This window comes from Priestia sp. ST2 (assembly GCF_055810735.1).
Map to the genome: position 1 here is coordinate 1 of NZ_JBVVNT010000008.1, position 17,853 is coordinate 17,853.

General features: G+C 39.4%; 17 protein-coding genes, 2 rRNA genes and 1 riboswitch. Of the genes, 17 read left to right on the plus strand and 2 right to left on the minus strand.

Annotated elements, in window-relative coordinates; all coding sequences use genetic code 11:
• The 15 genes from AC0KUU_RS25555 to purD all read left to right on the plus strand — a co-directional run.
• Positions 1–124, plus strand: a 23S ribosomal RNA gene (locus tag AC0KUU_RS25555); the annotation flags it as partial.
• A 63-nt stretch (positions 125–187) separates the two neighbouring features.
• A 5S ribosomal RNA gene (gene rrf / locus AC0KUU_RS25560) occupies positions 188–303 on the plus strand.
• Positions 304–469: 166 nt separating this feature from the next.
• On the plus strand, positions 470–670 hold the full coding sequence (locus AC0KUU_RS25565; protein ID WP_043975822.1) for an NETI motif-containing protein: 201 nt from the start codon (positions 470–472) through the stop codon (positions 668–670).
• An 84-nt stretch (positions 671–754) separates the two neighbouring features.
• A riboswitch (purine riboswitch) is annotated at positions 755–856 on the plus strand.
• 129 nt (positions 857–985) lie between these two features.
• On the plus strand, positions 986–1,474 hold the full coding sequence (purE, locus tag AC0KUU_RS25570; protein WP_013055034.1) for a 5-(carboxyamino)imidazole ribonucleotide mutase: 489 nt from the start codon (positions 986–988) through the stop codon (positions 1,472–1,474).
• Positions 1,467–2,612 (plus strand): 5-(carboxyamino)imidazole ribonucleotide synthase, encoded by a 1,146-nt coding sequence (purK, locus tag AC0KUU_RS25575; protein WP_043975820.1) that lies wholly within the window; start codon positions 1,467–1,469, stop codon positions 2,610–2,612. Before purE ends, purK begins: the two co-directional genes overlap by 8 nt.
• Complete coding sequence (gene purB, locus AC0KUU_RS25580; RefSeq protein WP_043975818.1) at positions 2,609–3,901, plus strand: adenylosuccinate lyase; 1,293 nt, start codon at positions 2,609–2,611, stop codon at positions 3,899–3,901. The genes purK and purB overlap by 4 nt, the downstream gene beginning before the upstream one ends.
• 74 nt (positions 3,902–3,975) lie before the next feature.
• Positions 3,976–4,683: a phosphoribosylaminoimidazolesuccinocarboxamide synthase gene (gene purC / locus AC0KUU_RS25585; protein ID WP_013055037.1), complete on the plus strand. Its 708-nt coding sequence runs from the start codon at positions 3,976–3,978 to the stop codon at positions 4,681–4,683.
• A 7-nt stretch (positions 4,684–4,690) separates the two neighbouring features.
• A complete protein-coding gene (gene purS / locus AC0KUU_RS25590) occupies positions 4,691–4,942 on the plus strand; it encodes a phosphoribosylformylglycinamidine synthase subunit PurS (protein ID WP_013055038.1) in 252 nt (83 codons plus the stop codon).
• The gene (purQ, locus tag AC0KUU_RS25595; RefSeq protein WP_013055039.1) at positions 4,939–5,625 is read left to right on the plus strand and encodes a phosphoribosylformylglycinamidine synthase subunit PurQ; all 687 of its coding nucleotides are present in this window, start codon (positions 4,939–4,941) and stop codon (positions 5,623–5,625) included. The genes purS and purQ overlap by 4 nt, the downstream gene beginning before the upstream one ends.
• A complete protein-coding gene (gene purL / locus AC0KUU_RS25600; RefSeq protein WP_028410200.1) occupies positions 5,609–7,840 on the plus strand; it encodes a phosphoribosylformylglycinamidine synthase subunit PurL in 2,232 nt (743 codons plus the stop codon). Before purQ ends, purL begins: the two co-directional genes overlap by 17 nt.
• The gene (gene purF / locus AC0KUU_RS25605) at positions 7,816–9,231 is read left to right on the plus strand and encodes an amidophosphoribosyltransferase (RefSeq protein WP_013055041.1); all 1,416 of its coding nucleotides are present in this window, start codon (positions 7,816–7,818) and stop codon (positions 9,229–9,231) included. The genes purL and purF overlap by 25 nt, the downstream gene beginning before the upstream one ends.
• 26 nt (positions 9,232–9,257) lie before the next feature.
• Positions 9,258–10,295: a phosphoribosylformylglycinamidine cyclo-ligase gene (purM, locus tag AC0KUU_RS25610; RefSeq protein ID WP_013081441.1), complete on the plus strand. Its 1,038-nt coding sequence runs from the start codon at positions 9,258–9,260 to the stop codon at positions 10,293–10,295.
• The gene (gene purN, locus AC0KUU_RS25615) at positions 10,292–10,870 is read left to right on the plus strand and encodes a phosphoribosylglycinamide formyltransferase (RefSeq protein ID WP_043975812.1); all 579 of its coding nucleotides are present in this window, start codon (positions 10,292–10,294) and stop codon (positions 10,868–10,870) included. The genes purM and purN overlap by 4 nt, the downstream gene beginning before the upstream one ends.
• Positions 10,871–10,973: 103 nt before the next feature.
• Entirely contained in the window at positions 10,974–12,512 is a 1,539-nt protein-coding gene (gene purH / locus AC0KUU_RS25620; RefSeq protein WP_013081443.1) for a bifunctional phosphoribosylaminoimidazolecarboxamide formyltransferase/IMP cyclohydrolase, read from the plus strand.
• Between the two features lie 13 nt (positions 12,513–12,525).
• Positions 12,526–13,800 (plus strand): phosphoribosylamine--glycine ligase, encoded by a 1,275-nt coding sequence (gene purD, locus AC0KUU_RS25625; RefSeq protein ID WP_025752919.1) that lies wholly within the window; start codon positions 12,526–12,528, stop codon positions 13,798–13,800.
• Between the two features lie 30 nt (positions 13,801–13,830).
• On the opposite strand, the gene AC0KUU_RS25630 is transcribed toward purD, so the two are convergent.
• Positions 13,831–14,088: a YgaP family membrane protein gene (locus AC0KUU_RS25630; protein WP_016762773.1), complete on the minus strand. Its 258-nt coding sequence runs from the start codon at positions 14,086–14,088 to the stop codon at positions 13,831–13,833.
• Between the two features lie 102 nt (positions 14,089–14,190).
• Between AC0KUU_RS25630 and AC0KUU_RS25635 the strand changes: the two genes are divergently transcribed.
• Together AC0KUU_RS25635 and AC0KUU_RS25640 are read left to right on the plus strand one after the other, a co-directional pair.
• On the plus strand, positions 14,191–15,939 hold the full coding sequence (locus AC0KUU_RS25635; protein WP_025752917.1) for an adenine deaminase C-terminal domain-containing protein: 1,749 nt from the start codon (positions 14,191–14,193) through the stop codon (positions 15,937–15,939).
• A 147-nt stretch (positions 15,940–16,086) separates the two neighbouring features.
• Positions 16,087–16,392: a YerC/YecD family TrpR-related protein gene (locus AC0KUU_RS25640; protein ID WP_013081447.1), complete on the plus strand. Its 306-nt coding sequence runs from the start codon at positions 16,087–16,089 to the stop codon at positions 16,390–16,392.
• Between the two features lie 37 nt (positions 16,393–16,429).
• Here the strand turns inward: AC0KUU_RS25640 and AC0KUU_RS25645 are convergent, their stop codons facing one another.
• Complete coding sequence (locus AC0KUU_RS25645) at positions 16,430–17,812, minus strand: glycine--tRNA ligase (RefSeq protein ID WP_043975810.1); 1,383 nt, start codon at positions 17,810–17,812, stop codon at positions 16,430–16,432.
• Between the last annotated feature and the right edge of the window lie 41 nt (positions 17,813–17,853).

Consider the following 17,853-nt stretch of genomic DNA (forward strand, 5'->3'; position numbering starts at 1 on the left):
AGATGAGATTTCCCATAGCGCAAGCTAGTAAGATCCCTGAAAGATGATCAGGTTGATAGGTCAGAGGTGGAAGCGTGGCGACATGTGTAGCTGACTGATACTAATCGATCGAGGACTTAACCAAACTTTTAAAAGCGTAAGCTTTACTCAGCAAACAGTTATCTAGTTTTGAGAGAACAATCTCTTGTCTGGTGGCGATAGCGAAGAGGTCACACCCGTTCCCATACCGAACACGGAAGTTAAGCTCTTTAGCGCCGATGGTAGTTGGGACTTTGTCCCTGTGAGAGTAGGACGTTGCCAGGCCAATAAAAAGACTAGTCATTCAATGACTAGTCTTTTTTGTTTCTAAAAATTACAGAGTGAATTTAACTTTTAAATTATGTTACACTATAGTGGATTCATTTAATTTTTTATTATAAAAGTTCTTTTTGACGTTGTAAGAAACTTCTTTCAAACTGGAGGCTGCATTTTGGGTAAGAAATCAAAAAAAGTACTATACGAATTACAGGAAAATGAAACAATCGCAAGTTGTTTAGATCGGATGAAAAAAGATGGGTATATGCCCGTTCGACGCATGGAAAAGCCTATCTTTGAAGAAAAAGAAATAAATGGTAAAAAAGAGTATGTTCCGGTAAAGCAACAGATTATTTTCGAAGGGAAAAGTCTCTAAATACGAACATTTTAATGATAAAAATAGTAAATATTCGATTTTTAGGTTGACTTTTTTCCGGTTTGGCTGTTATTATTAAGTTGTCAATTGAGATATCCGAAACCTCATATAATAGTGGGAATATGGCCCACGAGTTTCTACCCGATGACCGTAAATCATTGGACTATGAGGAGAGTACAATTACTAAATAGGTAAACATGATTCCTTTTCAAAAGGAATGTTGATACATGAAACCTAGGGTAGTTGTGGCTTTCCTTTAGTGAGCCATAACTTTACCCTAGGTTTTTTTATAACGTGAAAAAGGAGCTTTTATTCATGAATGTAAAAGTTGCTGTTGTGATGGGCAGTCAGTCAGACTGGAGTACTATGAAATATGCGTGTGACATTTTAGATGAATTAAATATTGAATATGAAAAGAAAGTTGTATCAGCACATCGAACGCCGGATTATATGTTTGAGTACGCTGAAACTGCTAAAGAACGAGGGATTAAAGTTATTATTGCTGGCGCTGGTGGCGCTGCTCACTTACCTGGTATGATTGCTGCAAAAACAATTTTACCTGTAATAGGTGTACCGGTTAAATCAAGTAACTTAAACGGTTTAGATTCACTTTTATCGATTGTTCAAATGCCAGGCGGCGTACCGGTAGCTACAGTAGCTATTGGAAAAGCTGGTTCTACGAACGCTGGCCTGCTAGCAGCACAAATCTTAGCAACACAGGATCCAACGTTAAGTGATCAACTTGAAAATCGTAGAGAGTCTATTAAATCATCTGTGTTAGAAAGTAGTGATCAACTTGTCTAATTTACTTATACCTCCTGGTAAAACAATTGGAATCGTAGGCGGTGGACAGCTAGGAAGAATGATTGCACTATCTGCTAAAGAAATGGGTTATTACATTGCAGTGCTTGAACCAACAGAAGATTCTCCTTGCGGTCAAGTAGCAGATATTAAAGTCATTGGCAACTATGATGATAGAAAAGCGGTTGAACAGCTTGCTGAAGTGTCAGATGTCATCACCTATGAATTTGAAAACGTTGATGTTGAGATGATGAAATGGCTAGAAACAAAATGCTACGTGCCACAAGGCAGTCATTTACTAGCCATCACACAAAATCGTCGTTTAGAAAAAGAAATGATTACAAAGCTTAATCTAGACGTTCCTGATTACTCAATCGTTACGACTGAAGAAGAACTTTTAAAAGCTGTCGAAACAATTGGTTATCCATGTGTTGTAAAAACTTGCCGAGGCGGATATGACGGTAAAGGGCAAGTTCTAGTGAAAAATGAGAATAATATTCGTGAAGCAGCTGAGCTATTAGCACAGTCGGAATGCATTGTAGAACAATGGATGAACTTAGATAAAGAAGTATCAGTTATTGTACACCGCAATGCAAAAGGCGAAACGGTATGTTTACCAGTAGCTGAGAACATTCATAAGCATCATATTTTGCACCAAACGATTGTTCCGGCACGTATTACAGCAGATCAAGAAGCGAAAGCTCTTCAATATGCGCAAGAAATAGCAAAAGGATTAGATTTAGTTGGTACATTAGCAGTTGAAATGTTCCTAACTGAAGAAGGTCAGCTTTATATAAATGAAATGGCACCTAGACCTCATAATTCAGGTCATTATTCAATCAATGCTTGTGATCTTTCTCAATTTCAGCAGCATGTAAGAGCCATTTGTAACTGGACCCTAGCACAGCCGACTTTATTAAAACCTGCTGTTATGGTTAACCTATTAGGGGAACATATTGAGAACACAATGGCAAAAATCGAATGTTTAGATGATATGCACTTGCATTTGTACGGAAAAAAAGTTGCAAAAGAGAAGAGAAAAATGGGACATATCACGGTATTAGCTGATAAGATAGATGAGGCGATAGAAAAAGCCGAATCTCTAGGAATTTGGGAAAGAACGGAGGACGTAACAACATGATTGAACGTTATACAAGACCAGAAATGGCAGCTATTTGGACAGAAGAAAATAAATTTAAAGCTTGGTTAGAAGTTGAAATTCTAGCTTGCGAAGCATGGTCAGAATTAGGACATATTCCGAAAGAAGATGTAAAGTTAATTCGTCAAAATGCATCTTTTGATATTAACCGCATCAATGAAATTGAACTAGAAACGCGTCATGACGTAGTAGCTTTCACTCGTGCAGTATCTGAAACGCTTGGTGAAGAGCGCAAGTGGGTACACTACGGTTTGACTTCAACTGACGTAGTTGATACAGCTCTATCTTATTTATTAAAGCAAGCTAATGAAATCTTGCTAAGTGACGTAGAGCGCTTTGTAGAAGTACTAAAGGAAAAAGCTCAAGAACATAAGTATACGGTTATGATGGGACGTACGCACGGTGTACACGCTGAGCCAACGACATTTGGTTTGAAAATGGGATTATGGTACGAAGAAATGAAGCGTAACCTAGAGCGTTTAAAACGTGCTGCAGCTGAAGTGGAATTCGGTAAAATGTCAGGAGCAGTTGGAACGTTCGCTAACATCGATCCTTTTGTTGAAAAATACGTATGTGAGAAGTTAGGAATTTCACCAGCACCAATCTCTACGCAAACATTACAGCGTGACCGTCATGCACACTATATGTCAGTACTAGCGTTAATTGCGACATCTATTGAGAAATTTGCAGTAGAAGTTCGCGGTCTTCAAAAGAGTGAAACACGTGAGGTTGAAGAGTACTTTGCAAAAGGTCAAAAAGGATCATCTGCAATGCCTCATAAACGTAATCCAATCGGTTCTGAGAACGTAACGGGACTTGCTCGCTTAATTCGCGGCTATATGGTTACAGCTTATGATAATGTACCGCTTTGGCATGAGCGTGACATCTCTCATTCATCGGCAGAGCGTGTCATCTTACCTGATGCAACGATTGCTTTAAATTACATGTTAAATCGTTTTGCAAACATTGTTAAAAACTTAACAGTATTCCCTGACAATATGAAGCGCAACATGGATCGTACACTAGGATTAATTTACTCACAGCGTGTACTGTTAACACTAATCAATAAAGGCATGGTACGCGAAGAAGCATACGACTTAGTACAGCCAAAAGCAATGGAAGCATGGGAAACGCAAGTTCCTTTCCGTTCTTTAATTGAAGGCGAAGAGCGCATTACTCGCCACTTATCACCAGAAGAGATTGAAGATTGCTTCGATCATAAGCACCATTTAAAAAATGTAGATATGATCTTTGACCGTTTAGGTCTTTAATAAAAAAGGCAAGGCACGTCCTTGCCTTTATCTAAGAAAGTGTATCTGAATATTCTGTATGTAGAGGTGACAGCATGGAAAAGCAAGAGTTACTTTATGAAGGAAAAGCGAAAAAAATTTACGCTACTGATGAGCAAGATGTATTGTGGGTTGCTTATAAAAATGAAGCTACAGCATTCAACGGTCAGAAAAAAGCGGAGATTAGCGGAAAAGCACAGTTGAACAATCAAATTAGTAGTTTACTATTTTCAATGTTACATGAGCAAGGGATTACAACTCACTTTGTGAAGCAACTTTCAGATCATGAACAAGCGGTTAAGAAAGTAGAAATTGTCCCGCTTGAAGTTGTTGTACGAAATGCTACAGCAGGAAGCCTTGCGAAGCGAATTGGCGTAGAAGAAGGTATTCGTTTTGAACAGCCAATCGTTGAACTTTATTACAAAGACGATGCGCTTGGTGATCCATTAATTCTTGCAGAACATGCGATTTTCCTTAAGGCTGCAACTCAAGAAGAGATTGATAGTTTAAAGGCACAAGCACTTCAAATCAACGAAATATTATCGAAATTTTTCAAAGATAAAGATATTTTCTTAGTAGATTTTAAATTAGAATTCGGCCGTACTTCTCAAGGCGACATTATTTTAGCGGATGAAATTTCACCTGACACTTGCCGCTTCTGGGATGTTCATACGAACGAAAAATTAGATAAAGATGTATTCCGCAGAGATTTAGGCGGTTTAACAGAAGCATACGAAAAAATCTTACAGCGAATCGGAGGATAACCCAACCATGTATAAAGTAAAAGTATTTGTCACATTAAGAGAAAGTGTATTAGACCCTCAAGGAGTAGCCGTTAAAAATTCATTGCACCGTATGTCTTATGAAGAAGTAGAAGAAGTACGCATCGGTAAATTTTTAGAGCTAACAATCGACAGCACAGATTCATTAGATGAACGCGTAAAAGAAATGTGTGAAAAGCTTTTAGTTAATACAGTAATTGAAGATTACCGTTACGAGGTTGAGGAGGTTGTCGTACAGTGAAATTTGCTGTAATTGTTTTTCCAGGATCAAACTGTGACGTCGATATGTATCATGCTATCAAAGATGAGCTTGGTGAAGAAGTAGATTACGTTTGGCACGATACAGAATCATTAGATCAATATGATGGTATCTTGCTTCCAGGTGGTTTCTCATATGGAGATTACCTTCGTTCAGGTGCTATCGCTCGTTTCTCAAATGTAATGGACGCTGTAAAAAAAGCAGCAAGCCAAGGAAAGCCAGTACTAGGTGTATGTAATGGATTCCAAATTTTATTAGAAGCAGGATTACTGCCAGGTGCTATGCGCCGTAATGAAAACTTAAAATTCATCTGTAAAACAGTGAATTTGAAAGTAGCTAATAACGAAACAATGTTTACAAATGCTTATGGCAAAGATGAAGTAATTGCTATTCCAGTGGCACACGGTGAAGGCAACTACTATTGTGATGAACACACGTTACAAAAATTGATTGAAAACAACCAGATTCTTTTCCAATACGCAGGTGATAATCCAAACGGAAGTCTTCAAGATATTGCAGGGATTACGAACGAAACAGGCAACGTATTAGGAATGATGCCTCACCCAGAAAGAGCGGTAAGCGATCTTTTAGGAAGCGCGGACGGACTTAAATTATTTCAATCAATCGTAAAGCAGTGGAGGGAACAAAATGTCGTTACTTCTTGAACCAAATGTAGAGCAAATTAAAGAACAAAAGTTATATCGAGACATGGGATTAACAGACGAAGAGTTTGCGAATGTAGAGCAACTGCTTGGTCGTACTCCTAATTATACAGAAACAGGCTTATTCTCTGTTATGTGGTCAGAGCACTGCAGTTATAAAAACTCTAAGCCTGTACTGAAAAAATTCCCTATCACGGGTGAAAAAGTATTACAAGGTCCTGGTGAAGGAGCTGGTATCGTTGATATTGGTGACAACCAAGCCGTTGTATTTAAAATCGAAAGTCATAACCATCCATCAGCGATTGAACCTTATCAAGGAGCAGCAACTGGTGTAGGTGGTATCATTCGTGACGTCTTTTCAATGGGAGCAAGACCGATTGCACTTTTAAACTCTTTGCGTTTTGGTGAATTAACATCTCCAAAGGTTCGTCATTTGTTTGAGGAAGTAGTAGCGGGAATCGCAGGTTACGGTAACTGTGTAGGAATCCCAACAGTAGGCGGAGAAATTCAGTTTGAAGCTTCATATGAAGGAAATCCGCTTGTTAACGCTATGTGTGTGGGTTTAATTAATCACGAAGACATTCAAAAAGGTCAAGCTAAAGGCGTTGGCAACACGGTTATGTACGTAGGAGCAAAAACAGGCCGCGACGGCATCCACGGCGCAACATTTGCTTCTGAAGAACTATCTGATCAGTCAGATGAAAAACGTCCTGCTGTACAAGTAGGAGATCCATTTATGGAAAAACTTCTTCTTGAAGCTTGCTTAGAACTTATCAAGTGTGACGCTTTAGTCGGTATTCAAGATATGGGTGCTGCGGGCTTAACAAGTTCTTCAGCAGAGATGGCAAGTAAAGCGGGTTCTGGTATTGAAATGAACCTTGATCTTGTACCTCAGCGTGAAACAGGTATGACACCATATGAAATGATGCTTTCAGAATCTCAAGAGCGCATGCTTATCGTTGTTGAAAAAGGCCGTGAAAATGAAATCGTAGAAATCGTAGAAAAATACGGATTAGAAGCTGTTTCAGTTGGTCATGTAACCGACGATAAGCGCCTTCGTTTAACTCACAACGGAGAAGTAGTAGCAGATGTTCCTGTAGATGCATTAGCAGAAGATGCACCGGTATACCACAAGCCATCTCAAGAACCAGCATACTATCGTGAGTTCCAAGAGCAGTCAGCATATGCTCCTACTGTTGAAAATCACAGTGATATGTTAGTAACACTTTTAAAACAGCCTACTATTGCAAACAAAGAGTGGGTTTACAACCAATATGACTATCAAGTACGTACAAACACAGTTGTATCTCCTGGATCTGATGCGGCGGTTGTTCGTGTACGTGATACAAATAAAGCATTAGCGATGACAACAGACTGTAACTCTCGCTATTTATACCTAGACCCAGAAGTAGGCGGCCGTATTGCAGTAGCAGAAGCTGCTCGTAACCTTGTATGTTCAGGTGCCCAGCCTCTTGCAATTACAGACTGCTTAAACTTCGGTAACCCTGAAAAACCAGAAATCTTCTGGCAAATTGAAAAAGCAACAGACGGTATGAGCGACGCTTGCCGTGAGCTATCGACTCCGGTTATCGGCGGTAACGTATCTCTTTACAATGAAACAAAAGGTGAAGCAATTTACCCAACTCCTGTTATCGGAATGGTTGGTTTGATCGACGATCTCAACCATATTACAACTCAATATGCGAAGCAAAAAGATGACTTAATCTATGTGATTGGTAAAGCTGAAGCAGAATTCGCAGGTACTGAGCTTCAAAAAGTACTAGAAAACGGTACGGTATTTGGGCATTCACCTAAATTAGATTTAGCAGTTGAAAAAACACGTCAAGATCAGCTTCTTCAAGCAATTCGTGAAGGTGCAGTTCAATCTGCTCACGATATTGCAGAAGGAGGATTCGCGGTAGCCCTAGCTGAAAAAGTGATGAACGGCAGCGGATTAGGTGTGGACGTAACGGTAGACGGCGAAGCAACAGCAGAGCTATTCAGTGAAACACAATCGCGTTTTATCGTAACGGTTTCTCCAGAGAATAAAGAAAAATTCGAAATGCTTGTACAAGATGTAACATTAGTAGGACGCGTAACAGAAGACGCAACATTAACTGTTAAACATCAAGAAAATGTTCTTGTTCAATTATCAGTTGAAGAATTAACTACTGCTTGGAAAGGAGCGCTTCCATGCTTGCTGAAATCAAAGGCTTAAACGAAGAATGTGGCGTATTCGGTGTATGGGGACATGAAAATGCAAGCCAGATTGCTTATTACGGTTTGCATAGCTTGCAGCACCGCGGACAAGAAGGCGCTGGTATTGCTGTAACAGACGGAGAAAAAGTGACAGTAATGAAAGGTGTCGGTCTTGTTAACGAAGTATTTGGCCACGGAGAGTTAGAGCAACTAAACGGTAAAGCAGCAATTGGACACGTTCGTTATGCAACAGCTGGAGGCGGAGGGTTTGAAAATGTTCAACCCCTTCACTTCCGCTCTCATAGCGGAAGCCTTGCGTTAGCTCATAATGGAAACTTGGTTAATGCAAATGCATTAAAGCATCAGCTGGAAAACCAAGGGAGTATTTTTCAATCAACATCGGATACAGAAGTACTTGCTCATTTAATTAAACGAAGCGGCTATGAAGATATGAAAGATAAAGTAAAAAATGCTTTATCAATGGTTAAAGGCGCATACGCATTCGTTATCTTAACAGAAGATACGATGATGGTTGCACTTGACCCTCACGGATTGCGTCCGTTATCAATTGGACGATTAGGTGATGCTTATGTAGTAGCTTCTGAAACATGTGCGTTCGATATCGTTGGAGCAGTTCATGAGCGTGATGTAGAGCCGGGTGAATTACTCATTATTAACGATGAAGGTATTCAATCAGAACGTTTCACATTAAATGTAAACCGCGCAATTTGCAGTATGGAATATATTTATTTCTCAAGACCAGATAGTAATATTGATGGAATCAATGTTCACTCTGCTCGTAAAAACCTTGGGAAACAACTTGCAGTTGAGTCACCGATTGAGGCAGACGTTGTAACAGGCGTTCCTGATTCAAGTATTTCAGCAGCGATCGGTTTTGCAGAACAGTCAGGAATTCCATACGAATTAGGTTTAATTAAGAATCGATACGTAGGCCGTACATTCATTCAGCCTTCACAAGAATTGCGTGAACAAGGTGTAAAAATGAAGCTGTCTCCTGTACGTAAAATTGTAGAGGGTAAACGTGTTGTCATGGTAGATGATTCTATCGTTCGCGGCACAACAAGCCGTCGCATTGTTCGTATGCTTCGAGAAGCAGGAGCAACTGAAGTACATGTACGCATCAGTTCACCCCCTATCAAAAATCCATGTTTTTATGGAATTGACACGTCGTCATCCTCTGAGCTAATTGCTGCTACGCGCTCTGTTGAAGAAATTCGTGAATTGATTGAAGCTGATTCACTTGTTTTCTTAAGCAACGAAGGGTTAGTAGATGCAATCGGCAGACAGTATGAAGGCAACGGCGGACAGTGTATGGCATGTTTCACTGGAAAGTATCCAACTGAAATTTATCCAGATACTGTACACCCTCATGAAAAGGTAACTTGTTAGTTTTAACGTAAAAAAGGAGTGACAACATGTCATATTCATATAAACAAGCTGGAGTTGACTTAGAAGCAGGATATGAAGCTGTTTCACGTATTAAAAAGCACGTAGAACGCACTGCTCGTGCAGGTATTATGGGAACAGTCGGCGGCTTTGGCGGAATGTTCGATTTATCTACATTGAATTTAAAAGAGCCTGTTCTTGTTTCTGGTACAGATGGAGTAGGAACAAAATTGAAACTTGCTTTTCAGATGGATAAGCATGACACAATCGGTGTGGATGCAGTGGCCATGTGTGTAAACGACGTTTTAGCACAAGGAGCAGAGCCTCTTTACTTCTTAGATTATATTGCTTGCGGGAAAGCAGTTCCTGAAAAAATTGAATCGATTGTAAAAGGAATTGCAGACGGCTGTGAACAATCCAACTGTGCGTTAATTGGCGGAGAAACAGCTGAAATGCCAGGTTTATACGAAGAAGATGAATATGATCTTGCAGGGTTTACAGTAGGAGCAGTAGAAAAGTCAGAAATTATTACTGGAGATGAGATTAAAGCTGGACAGCTGTTAATCGGTATTTCATCTAGCGGTATCCACAGCAATGGCTACTCTCTTGTACGTAAAATCGTTGATGATCAAGGATTAAATCTTCAAGAAACTTACGCTGGTTTTAACGAAAAGCTTGGAGTTGAGTTATTAACACCAACAAAAATATACGTGAAGCCGGTCCTAAAAGCATTACATGCAGCTAAGATTGCAGGTATGGCTCATATTACTGGAGGCGGATTTGTTGAAAATATCCCTCGTATGCTTCCTGAAGGTTTAGGTGTAGAAATCGATTACGGTTCTTGGCCAATTCCATACGTGTTTGATTTCCTTGAAGAGCAAGGCAAGCTAGACCGTAAAGAAATGTTCGAAGTATTTAACATGGGAATCGGATTTGTTTTAGCTGTTGAACCTGAAGATATGAATAAAGTCATTGAAGCAATTGAAAACGAAGGCGAAAAAGCATTTGTTATCGGACGTGTCAAAGAAGGAACAGGTGTTGAATTTGCTGGAGGGACGTTTGCATGATAAATATTGCAGTGTTTGCTTCTGGAAACGGCAGTAACTTTCAATCCGTCTACGAAGCGACTCAGTCAGGTCGATTAAAAGCAAATATCGCGCTTGTTGTTTGCAATAAACCCGATGCATACGTAATTGAACGAGCAAAAGCATGTGGAATACCATGCTTTGTTTGTTCGCCTAAAGACTATGAAAATAAAGCAGCGTATGAAGCAGCAATTCTTGCAGAGCTTACATCAGCTAAAGTAGAATTTCTTGTTTTAGCAGGATATATGCGATTAGTTGGTTCGACGTTGCTTAAGCCATACAAAAATCGTATTGTTAATATTCATCCGTCGCTTTTACCTGCATTTCCTGGGATTGATGCTATTGGTCAAGCTTTTGATGCAGGAGTAAAAGTGATTGGAATTACCGTGCATTTTGTAGATGAAGGAATGGATACAGGACCAATTATTGATCAGCAGGCTATTCGCATTGAAAAAGGCGATACAAGAGAAACAGTCGAGGCCCGCATTCATGAAATTGAACATCAATTTTATCCCGCGGTACTAAATGAATTATTTGAACAAGCCGCAGTTAAATAAATAGGATGTAACCTTGTCAAAAAAGTTTTAATCCTTTACTATGGTAGAGTAGTAGTGAAAGAAAGATTTTAAATGAGAGATCGGATCAGGAGGAGTTTACAAAATGACAGCAAAACGCGCACTTATTAGCGTATCTGATAAAGAAGGTATTGTTTCATTTGCACAAGAATTAAAGGACTTAGGAGTAGAAATTATTTCAACTGGCGGTACAAAACGTACACTAGAAGAAAACGGCATTGACGTTATCGGAATTTCTGAAGTAACTGATTTCCCAGAAATTTTAGACGGTCGTTTAAAAACATTGCATCCTAACGTTCACGGTGCTTTATTAGCGTTACGCGATAACGAAGAGCATCAAGCACAAATGAAAGAGCATAATATCTCGCCAATCGACTTTGTAGTTGTAAACTTATATCCATTTAAAAAGACAATTGAAAAAGAGGATGTAACGCTTGCTGAAGCGATTGAGAATATTGACATCGGTGGACCTACAATGCTTCGTTCAGCTGCGAAAAACTATCGTTCTGTCTCAGTTGTAGTAGATCCAAGCGATTACGCAACCGTAGTAGAAGAGTTAAAAGCTGATGGCAATGTTTCATTTGAAACCAATCAACGATTAGCAGCAAAAGTATTCCGTCATACGGCAGCTTATGATGCATTAATCGCTGAATACTTAACAAACATTACAGGTGAAACAACTCCTGAGAAATTAACAGTAACGTATGAGCGTGTTCAAGGCTTACGATACGGAGAAAATCCTCACCAACAAGCTTCTTTCTATAAAAAGCCGTTAACACAAAAAGGTTCTATTGCAACAGCTACGCAGCTGCATGGAAAAGAGTTATCATACAATAATATCAACGATGCAAATGCAGCTCTTCAAATCGTAAAAGAATTCAAAGAGCCGGCTATCGTAGCGATCAAACATATGAATCCTTGCGGTGTAGGTGTGGGTGAAACAATTGCTCAAGCTTATCAAAAAGCATACGAAGCGGATCCTACATCTATCTTTGGCGGTATCGTAGCAGCTAACCGTCCTATCGACCGTGAAACGGCTATTCAGTTAAAAGAAATTTTCTTAGAAATCATCATTGCGCCTGCGTTCGATCAAGAAGCATTAGATGTATTAACAGCTAAGAAAAACCTTCGTTTACTAACGATAGAGCTTGATGAAAAAGCAGAAAAAGAAGCTTTCTTAACATCTGTAAAAGGCGGCGTTCTTGTTCAGGATGAAGATGTGTTCGGATTTGATGATGCAACGATTACTGTTCCAACGAAACGCGAGCCAACAGAAAAAGAGTGGGCAGATTTAAAATTAGCATGGAAAGTTGTTAAAAATGTTAAGTCTAATGCTATTGTACTTGCAAAAGATGACATGACAATTGGCGTAGGGGCTGGTCAAATGAATCGTGTAGGCGCTGCAAAAATTGCGATTGAACAAGCTGGTGAAAAAGCACAAGGTTCAGCTTTAGGTTCAGATGCGTTCTTCCCAATGGGCGATACAGTAGAAGCAGCAGCTAAAGCAGGAATTACAGCGATTATTCAGCCAGGCGGATCAATTCGTGATGAAGAGTCAATTGCAAAAGCAGATGAATACGGCATTGCAATGGTATTTACAGGCGTAAGACATTTTAAACATTAATGAGGTGAAGAACGTGAATGTTTTAGTTATTGGAAAAGGCGGAAGAGAGCATACAATTGCATGGAAAGCTTCAAAAAGTCCACTTGTTAACGAAGTGTTTGTAGCACCAGGAAATCCGGGCATGAGAGATGTGGCAACGATTGTACCAATCGATGAAAGCAGCCAAGAAGAGCTTGTGCTATTTGCAAAAGAAAACAAGATTGGATTAACAATTGTTGGACCAGAAAATCCGCTAATTGAAGGCATTGTTGATCGATTTGAACAAGAAGGTCTTCCAGTCTTTGGACCGCGCAAACAAGCAGCGATGATTGAAGGAAGCAAAAGCTTTGCAAAAGAGCTCATGAAAAAGTATGATATTCCAACCGCAGCGTATGAAACATTTACGTCTTACGAGGAAGCAAAAGCATATGTGGAAAAGCAAGGCGCTCCAATTGTTATTAAAGCAGACGGCTTAGCGGCTGGTAAAGGTGTAACTGTTGCTTTAACAGTGGAAGAAGCTGTAGATACATTACGTGATTTTCTAGTTGACCAAAAATTTAAAGAAGCAAGTGCAAAAGTAGTTGTAGAAGAATTTTTGGATGGTGAAGAATTTTCATTAATGGCATTTGTACGCGGTACAAATGTATATCCAATGGTAATTGCACAAGATCATAAGCGTGCTTTTGACGGCGATCAAGGACCAAACACAGGAGGCATGGGAGCTTACTCTCCTGTTCCGCAAATCAGTGATGCAGAAGTACAAGAGGCTGTAGAAAACATCTTACTTCCAATGGCTAAAGGATTAGCTGAAGAAGGCTGTGAGTATACAGGAATTCTATATGCTGGTCTGATTCAAACACAAAAAGGACCAAAAGTTATTGAATTTAATGCGCGTTTTGGAGATCCGGAAACCCAGGTTGTACTGCCGCGTATGAAAAGCGATTTAGTCGATGTGCTTCTTCGCATTTTGAAAGAAGAAAAAGTAGAAATTGAATGGGATGATGAAGCAGCTATCGGAATCGTATTAGCAGCAGCAGGCTACCCAGAAGATTATCAAAAGGGTGCGCCAATTAACGGATTGGATGCGATTAGTGAAGACGCGCTTGTTTTCCACGCTGGTACAGCTTTAGAAAACGACACATACGTTTCAAACGGCGGCCGTGTTCTATTAGTAGGTGCTAAAGGAGCAACTCTTCAAGAAGCGCAGCAAGAAGTATACAAGCAAATGGCTCATATCGATGTAGAAAAAGGCTTTTTCTATCGTAAAGACATCGGCCATCGTGCATTAACAAAAGCAGCTTTAAAATAAAAAAGGAGAGCTCCGGCTCTCCTTTTTACCTTATGAAGGATTATACGTTTCTTCATTTCCATTTGGATGGTGTTCATGTTCATCATGTTTTTGACATGAATCATATGCGTACGTAAGAGGGCAAAAACGCGTGATGCCTTCTGCCACTTTTAAAGCTCCCATTAATCCTAAGAAGATGTATGAATCTTTGTACGGTCTGCGAGATAAACGAGATGTTGTCCAAGAAAGAAGGGTAAAGCCCAGTGTAAGTCGAATTAATGCGTTAACAATACCGATATTTGGTTTCATGTTTTATCACCTTTATTCATAAAATTAATAACAGTTTCTGAATGCGTTTACATCAAGGATATGTTACGATAAAAATACATAGTAAATTAGGGGGAATTTAGCATGCCGGAACAAAGATACCGCTGGAAAAGCAAACATATTAGACAGCAGCTCTTAGTATTAAACGGTCAAAAAGCACCAACTATTGTCTTAAAAGATGCAACATATTTGAACGCTCGAATGAAGCAGTGGAAAAAAGCACATATTTGGGTTTACCAAGATCGTATTGTATACGTCGGCTCAGAGATGCCTAAGCACACAGACGCTTCTACAGAGATTATAGACTGCAGTGAGAAATATGTGGTTCCTGGGTATATTGAGCCGCATGTTCACCCGTTTCAGTTATATAATCCCCAGACTTTTTCCCAATATGCAGCCAAGCACGGAACAACGACTTTATTTAATGACAATTTAATTCTCGCTTTACAGCTCGAACAAAAAACGGCGTTTTCATTGATTGAAGAAATGAAAACGTTACCACAATCGCTGTATTGGTGGTGCAGATTTGATTCGCAGACGGAAATTGATGAAGAGGCTGACATCTTCTCACATACGAACATTACTTCTTGGCTACAAAATGAAGCTGTCTTACAAGGAGGCGAACTGACAAGTTGGCCGAAGCTTTTAGACGGAGATGATTTAATGCTTCACTGGGTTCAAGAGACAAAACGGATGAGAAAGCACATTGAAGGACATTTTCCAGGGGCGTCAGCATTTACCTTGGCAAAAATGAAATTGCTCGGAGCAGACAGCGATCATGAGTCTATGACGGGGGAAGATGTTGTTGCTCGGTTAACACAAGGCTATGACGTTGCTTTGCGCCACTCTTCAATTCGGCCGGATTTGCCAAAATTGCTGCAGGAGTTAAAAGAGCTGCAGGTAGATTACTTTGACCATATTACGATGAATACAGACGGTTCTCCGCCTTCTTTTTACCAAAATGGCGTGTCAGATATGTTAATTACATTAGCTATTTCAGAAGGGGTTCCCGTGTTAGATGCTTATAATATGGTGTCTGTAAATATTGCTCGCTATTATAACATGGAACATTTGCACGGGCATGTAGCAACAGGCTGTGTGGCTAATATTAATATTTTAGAAGATCCTATGCGGCCTACTCCGGTCTCTGTGCTAGCAAAAGGAAAGTGGATGAAAAAAGAAGGCAAAGAACAAGCATTAGCCTCAGTAGAATTTCCTTGGGAAAAGTTTGGTTTTTCACCGTTAAAGTTGGACTTTGATTTAACGATGGACGATTTTCAATTTTCAATGCCAGTAGGCGTAAAAATGAAAAATGCTGTTATTATGGAGCCGTATTCAATTCACTTGAATGTGAGCGGAGATGTATTAGCCTCTGATCATGATGAAAGTTTTTTAGTGCTTGTGGACCGAGAAGGCAAGTGGCGGATCAATACGCTGTTAAAAGGATTTGCGACAAATGTATCGGGACTGGCAAGTTCATTTTCAAATACAGGTGATTTTATTTTAATTGGAAAATCGAAAAAAGATATGATGTGTGCATTTAAACGTATGAAAGAAATTGGAGGCGGTATTGTCATTACAGAAGATGAGAAAGTAGTATACGAACTGGATCTTCCATTAAAAGGAGTCATGTCGAATCTGCCGATGGAGGAATTAAGTAAACGAGAGGTAGAACTCAAAAAAGTGCTGGGTGAGCGAGGATACAAGCACGATGATCCTGTCTATTCACTGCTGTTCTTTTCGTCTACACATTTGCCCTATATTCGTATCACGCCAGTAGGAATTTATGATGTTATGAATAAAAAAGTACTTTTTCCGTCTATAATGCGTTAAAATATAAAAGTATCAAAGGAATTTGAAATTTGTATGAAATTGGCTGTCTTCATACAGAATGAATGTATGTGCAAATAAATATAGAAACTGTATTTTATAGATAGAAACAACCAGTAAAGAAAGCCAATGATAAAGGAGTTCGATACGATGCAAATCAACAAACTACGAGGAAAAGAATTAGATCAGCTATTTCAAGCGATTTTATCATTAGAAAACCTTGAAGAATGCTATCAATTTTTTGATGACCTATGTACAGTTAATGAAATTCAATCATTAGCACAGCGCTTAGAAGTAGCAAGAATGCTGAGAGAAGGCAACACGTACCATAAAATTGAGACGGAAACTGGAGCAAGCACAGCGACTATTTCCCGTGTTAAACGCTGCTTGAATTATGGAAGCGATGCGTATCAAATGGTGTTAGAACGCCTTCAAGAAGATTCAAATCAAAAGTAAAGCGTATGGCTGAAGCAGCCATACGCTTATTTTTTAATTAAAATTGAGTTGCTTCTTCAATGATATTTTTAAGTTCGCTAATTGCTACACGTTTTTGTTCCATTGTGTCGCGGTTACGGATTGTTACTTGATTGTCCTCTAATGAATCGAAATCGAATGTAATACAGAACGGCGTACCGATTTCATCATGGCGACGGTAACGTTTACCGATTGAACCAGCATCATCATAGTCAATCATAAAGTATTTTGCTAAATCTTCAAAGACAGCGCGAGCTTCGTTAGAAAGCTTTTTAGAAAGTGGCAATACAGCAGCTTTAAATGGTGCTAAAGCAGGGTGAAGCTGCATAACTGTACGAGAAGAGCCATCTTCTAACGTTTCTTCTTCATATGCATCAATCATATAAGCTAATGTTACACGGTCAGCGCCTAAAGAAGGCTCGATGCAGTAAGGTACATAGCGTTCGTTTGTTTCTTGATCAACATATTGGAAGTCTTCTCCAGAGTGTTCCATATGCTGCTTTAAGTCATAGTCTGTACGAGAAGCTACGCCCCATAGTTCTCCCCAGCCGAATGGGAACTTGTATTCAAAGTCTGTTGTTGCATTACTGTAGTGAGAAAGTTCATCATCATCATGATCGCGAAGACGAACGTTTTCTTCTTTCATACCAAGAGAAAGAAGCCATTTGTTACATGTTTCTTTCCAGTAGTTAAACCACTCTAATTCAGTGCCTGGTTTACAGAAGAATTCAAGTTCCATTTGTTCAAATTCACGCGTACGGAATGTGAAGTTACCAGGTGTAATTTCGTTACGGAAGCTTTTACCCACTTGGCCGATACCGAACGGAAGCTTTTTACGCATTGAGCGCTGAACGTTTTTAAAGTTTACGAAAATACCTTGAGCTGTTTCAGGACGAAGGTAAATTTCATTTGTTGATGTTTCAGTTACACCTTGGTGCGTTTTGAACATTAAGTTAAATTGACGAATTTCAGTGAAGTTAGCTGAACCACACTCAGGACATGTAATTTCATGTTCTTTAATTAAGTCAGCCATTGCATCAAATGAAAGGCCGTCTACGATCATTTCAATGCCTTTTTCTTGAAGTTTTTCTTCAATTAATTTATCGGCACGATGACGGGCTTTACAATCCTTACAGTCGATCATTGGGTCATTAAAGTTTCCTAAGTGACCAGAAGCTTCCCATGTTTTTGGATTCATTAAAATCGCAGCGTCTAAACCAACGTTGTATGGAGATTCTTGAATGAATTTTTTCCACCATGCTTTTTTAATATTGTTTTTTAATTCTACGCCAAGCGGGCCGTAATCCCATGTATTTGCAAGACCGCCGTAAATTTCAGATCCTTGAAATACAAAGCCGCGGTGTTTAGCGTGAGATACGATTTGATCCATTGTTTTTGACATTCTAATTCCTCCTGTAAATGGTAGTGATTCAAGCGAAACAA

Coding starts and splice junctions, on each gene's coding strand:
- purE (WP_013055034.1), top strand. CDS start 986: ATGAATGTAAAAGTTGCTGTTGTGATGGGCAGTCAGTCAGACTGGAGT.
- purB (WP_043975818.1), top strand. CDS start 2,609: ATGATTGAACGTTATACAAGACCAGAAATGGCAGCTATTTGGACAGAA.
- purC (WP_013055037.1), top strand. CDS start 3,976: ATGGAAAAGCAAGAGTTACTTTATGAAGGAAAAGCGAAAAAAATTTAC.
- purS (WP_013055038.1), top strand. CDS start 4,691: ATGTATAAAGTAAAAGTATTTGTCACATTAAGAGAAAGTGTATTAGAC.
- purL (WP_028410200.1), top strand. CDS start 5,609: ATGTCGTTACTTCTTGAACCAAATGTAGAGCAAATTAAAGAACAAAAG.
- purF (WP_013055041.1), top strand. CDS start 7,816: ATGCTTGCTGAAATCAAAGGCTTAAACGAAGAATGTGGCGTATTCGGT.
- purM (WP_013081441.1), top strand. CDS start 9,258: ATGTCATATTCATATAAACAAGCTGGAGTTGACTTAGAAGCAGGATAT.
- purN (WP_043975812.1), top strand. CDS start 10,292: ATGATAAATATTGCAGTGTTTGCTTCTGGAAACGGCAGTAACTTTCAA.
- purH (WP_013081443.1), top strand. CDS start 10,974: ATGACAGCAAAACGCGCACTTATTAGCGTATCTGATAAAGAAGGTATT.
- AC0KUU_RS25630 (WP_016762773.1), bottom strand. CDS start 14,088: ATGAAACCAAATATCGGTATTGTTAACGCATTAATTCGACTTACACTG.
- AC0KUU_RS25635 (WP_025752917.1), top strand. CDS start 14,191: ATGCCGGAACAAAGATACCGCTGGAAAAGCAAACATATTAGACAGCAG.
- AC0KUU_RS25640 (WP_013081447.1), top strand. CDS start 16,087: ATGCAAATCAACAAACTACGAGGAAAAGAATTAGATCAGCTATTTCAA.
- AC0KUU_RS25645 (WP_043975810.1), bottom strand. CDS start 17,812: ATGTCAAAAACAATGGATCAAATCGTATCTCACGCTAAACACCGCGGC.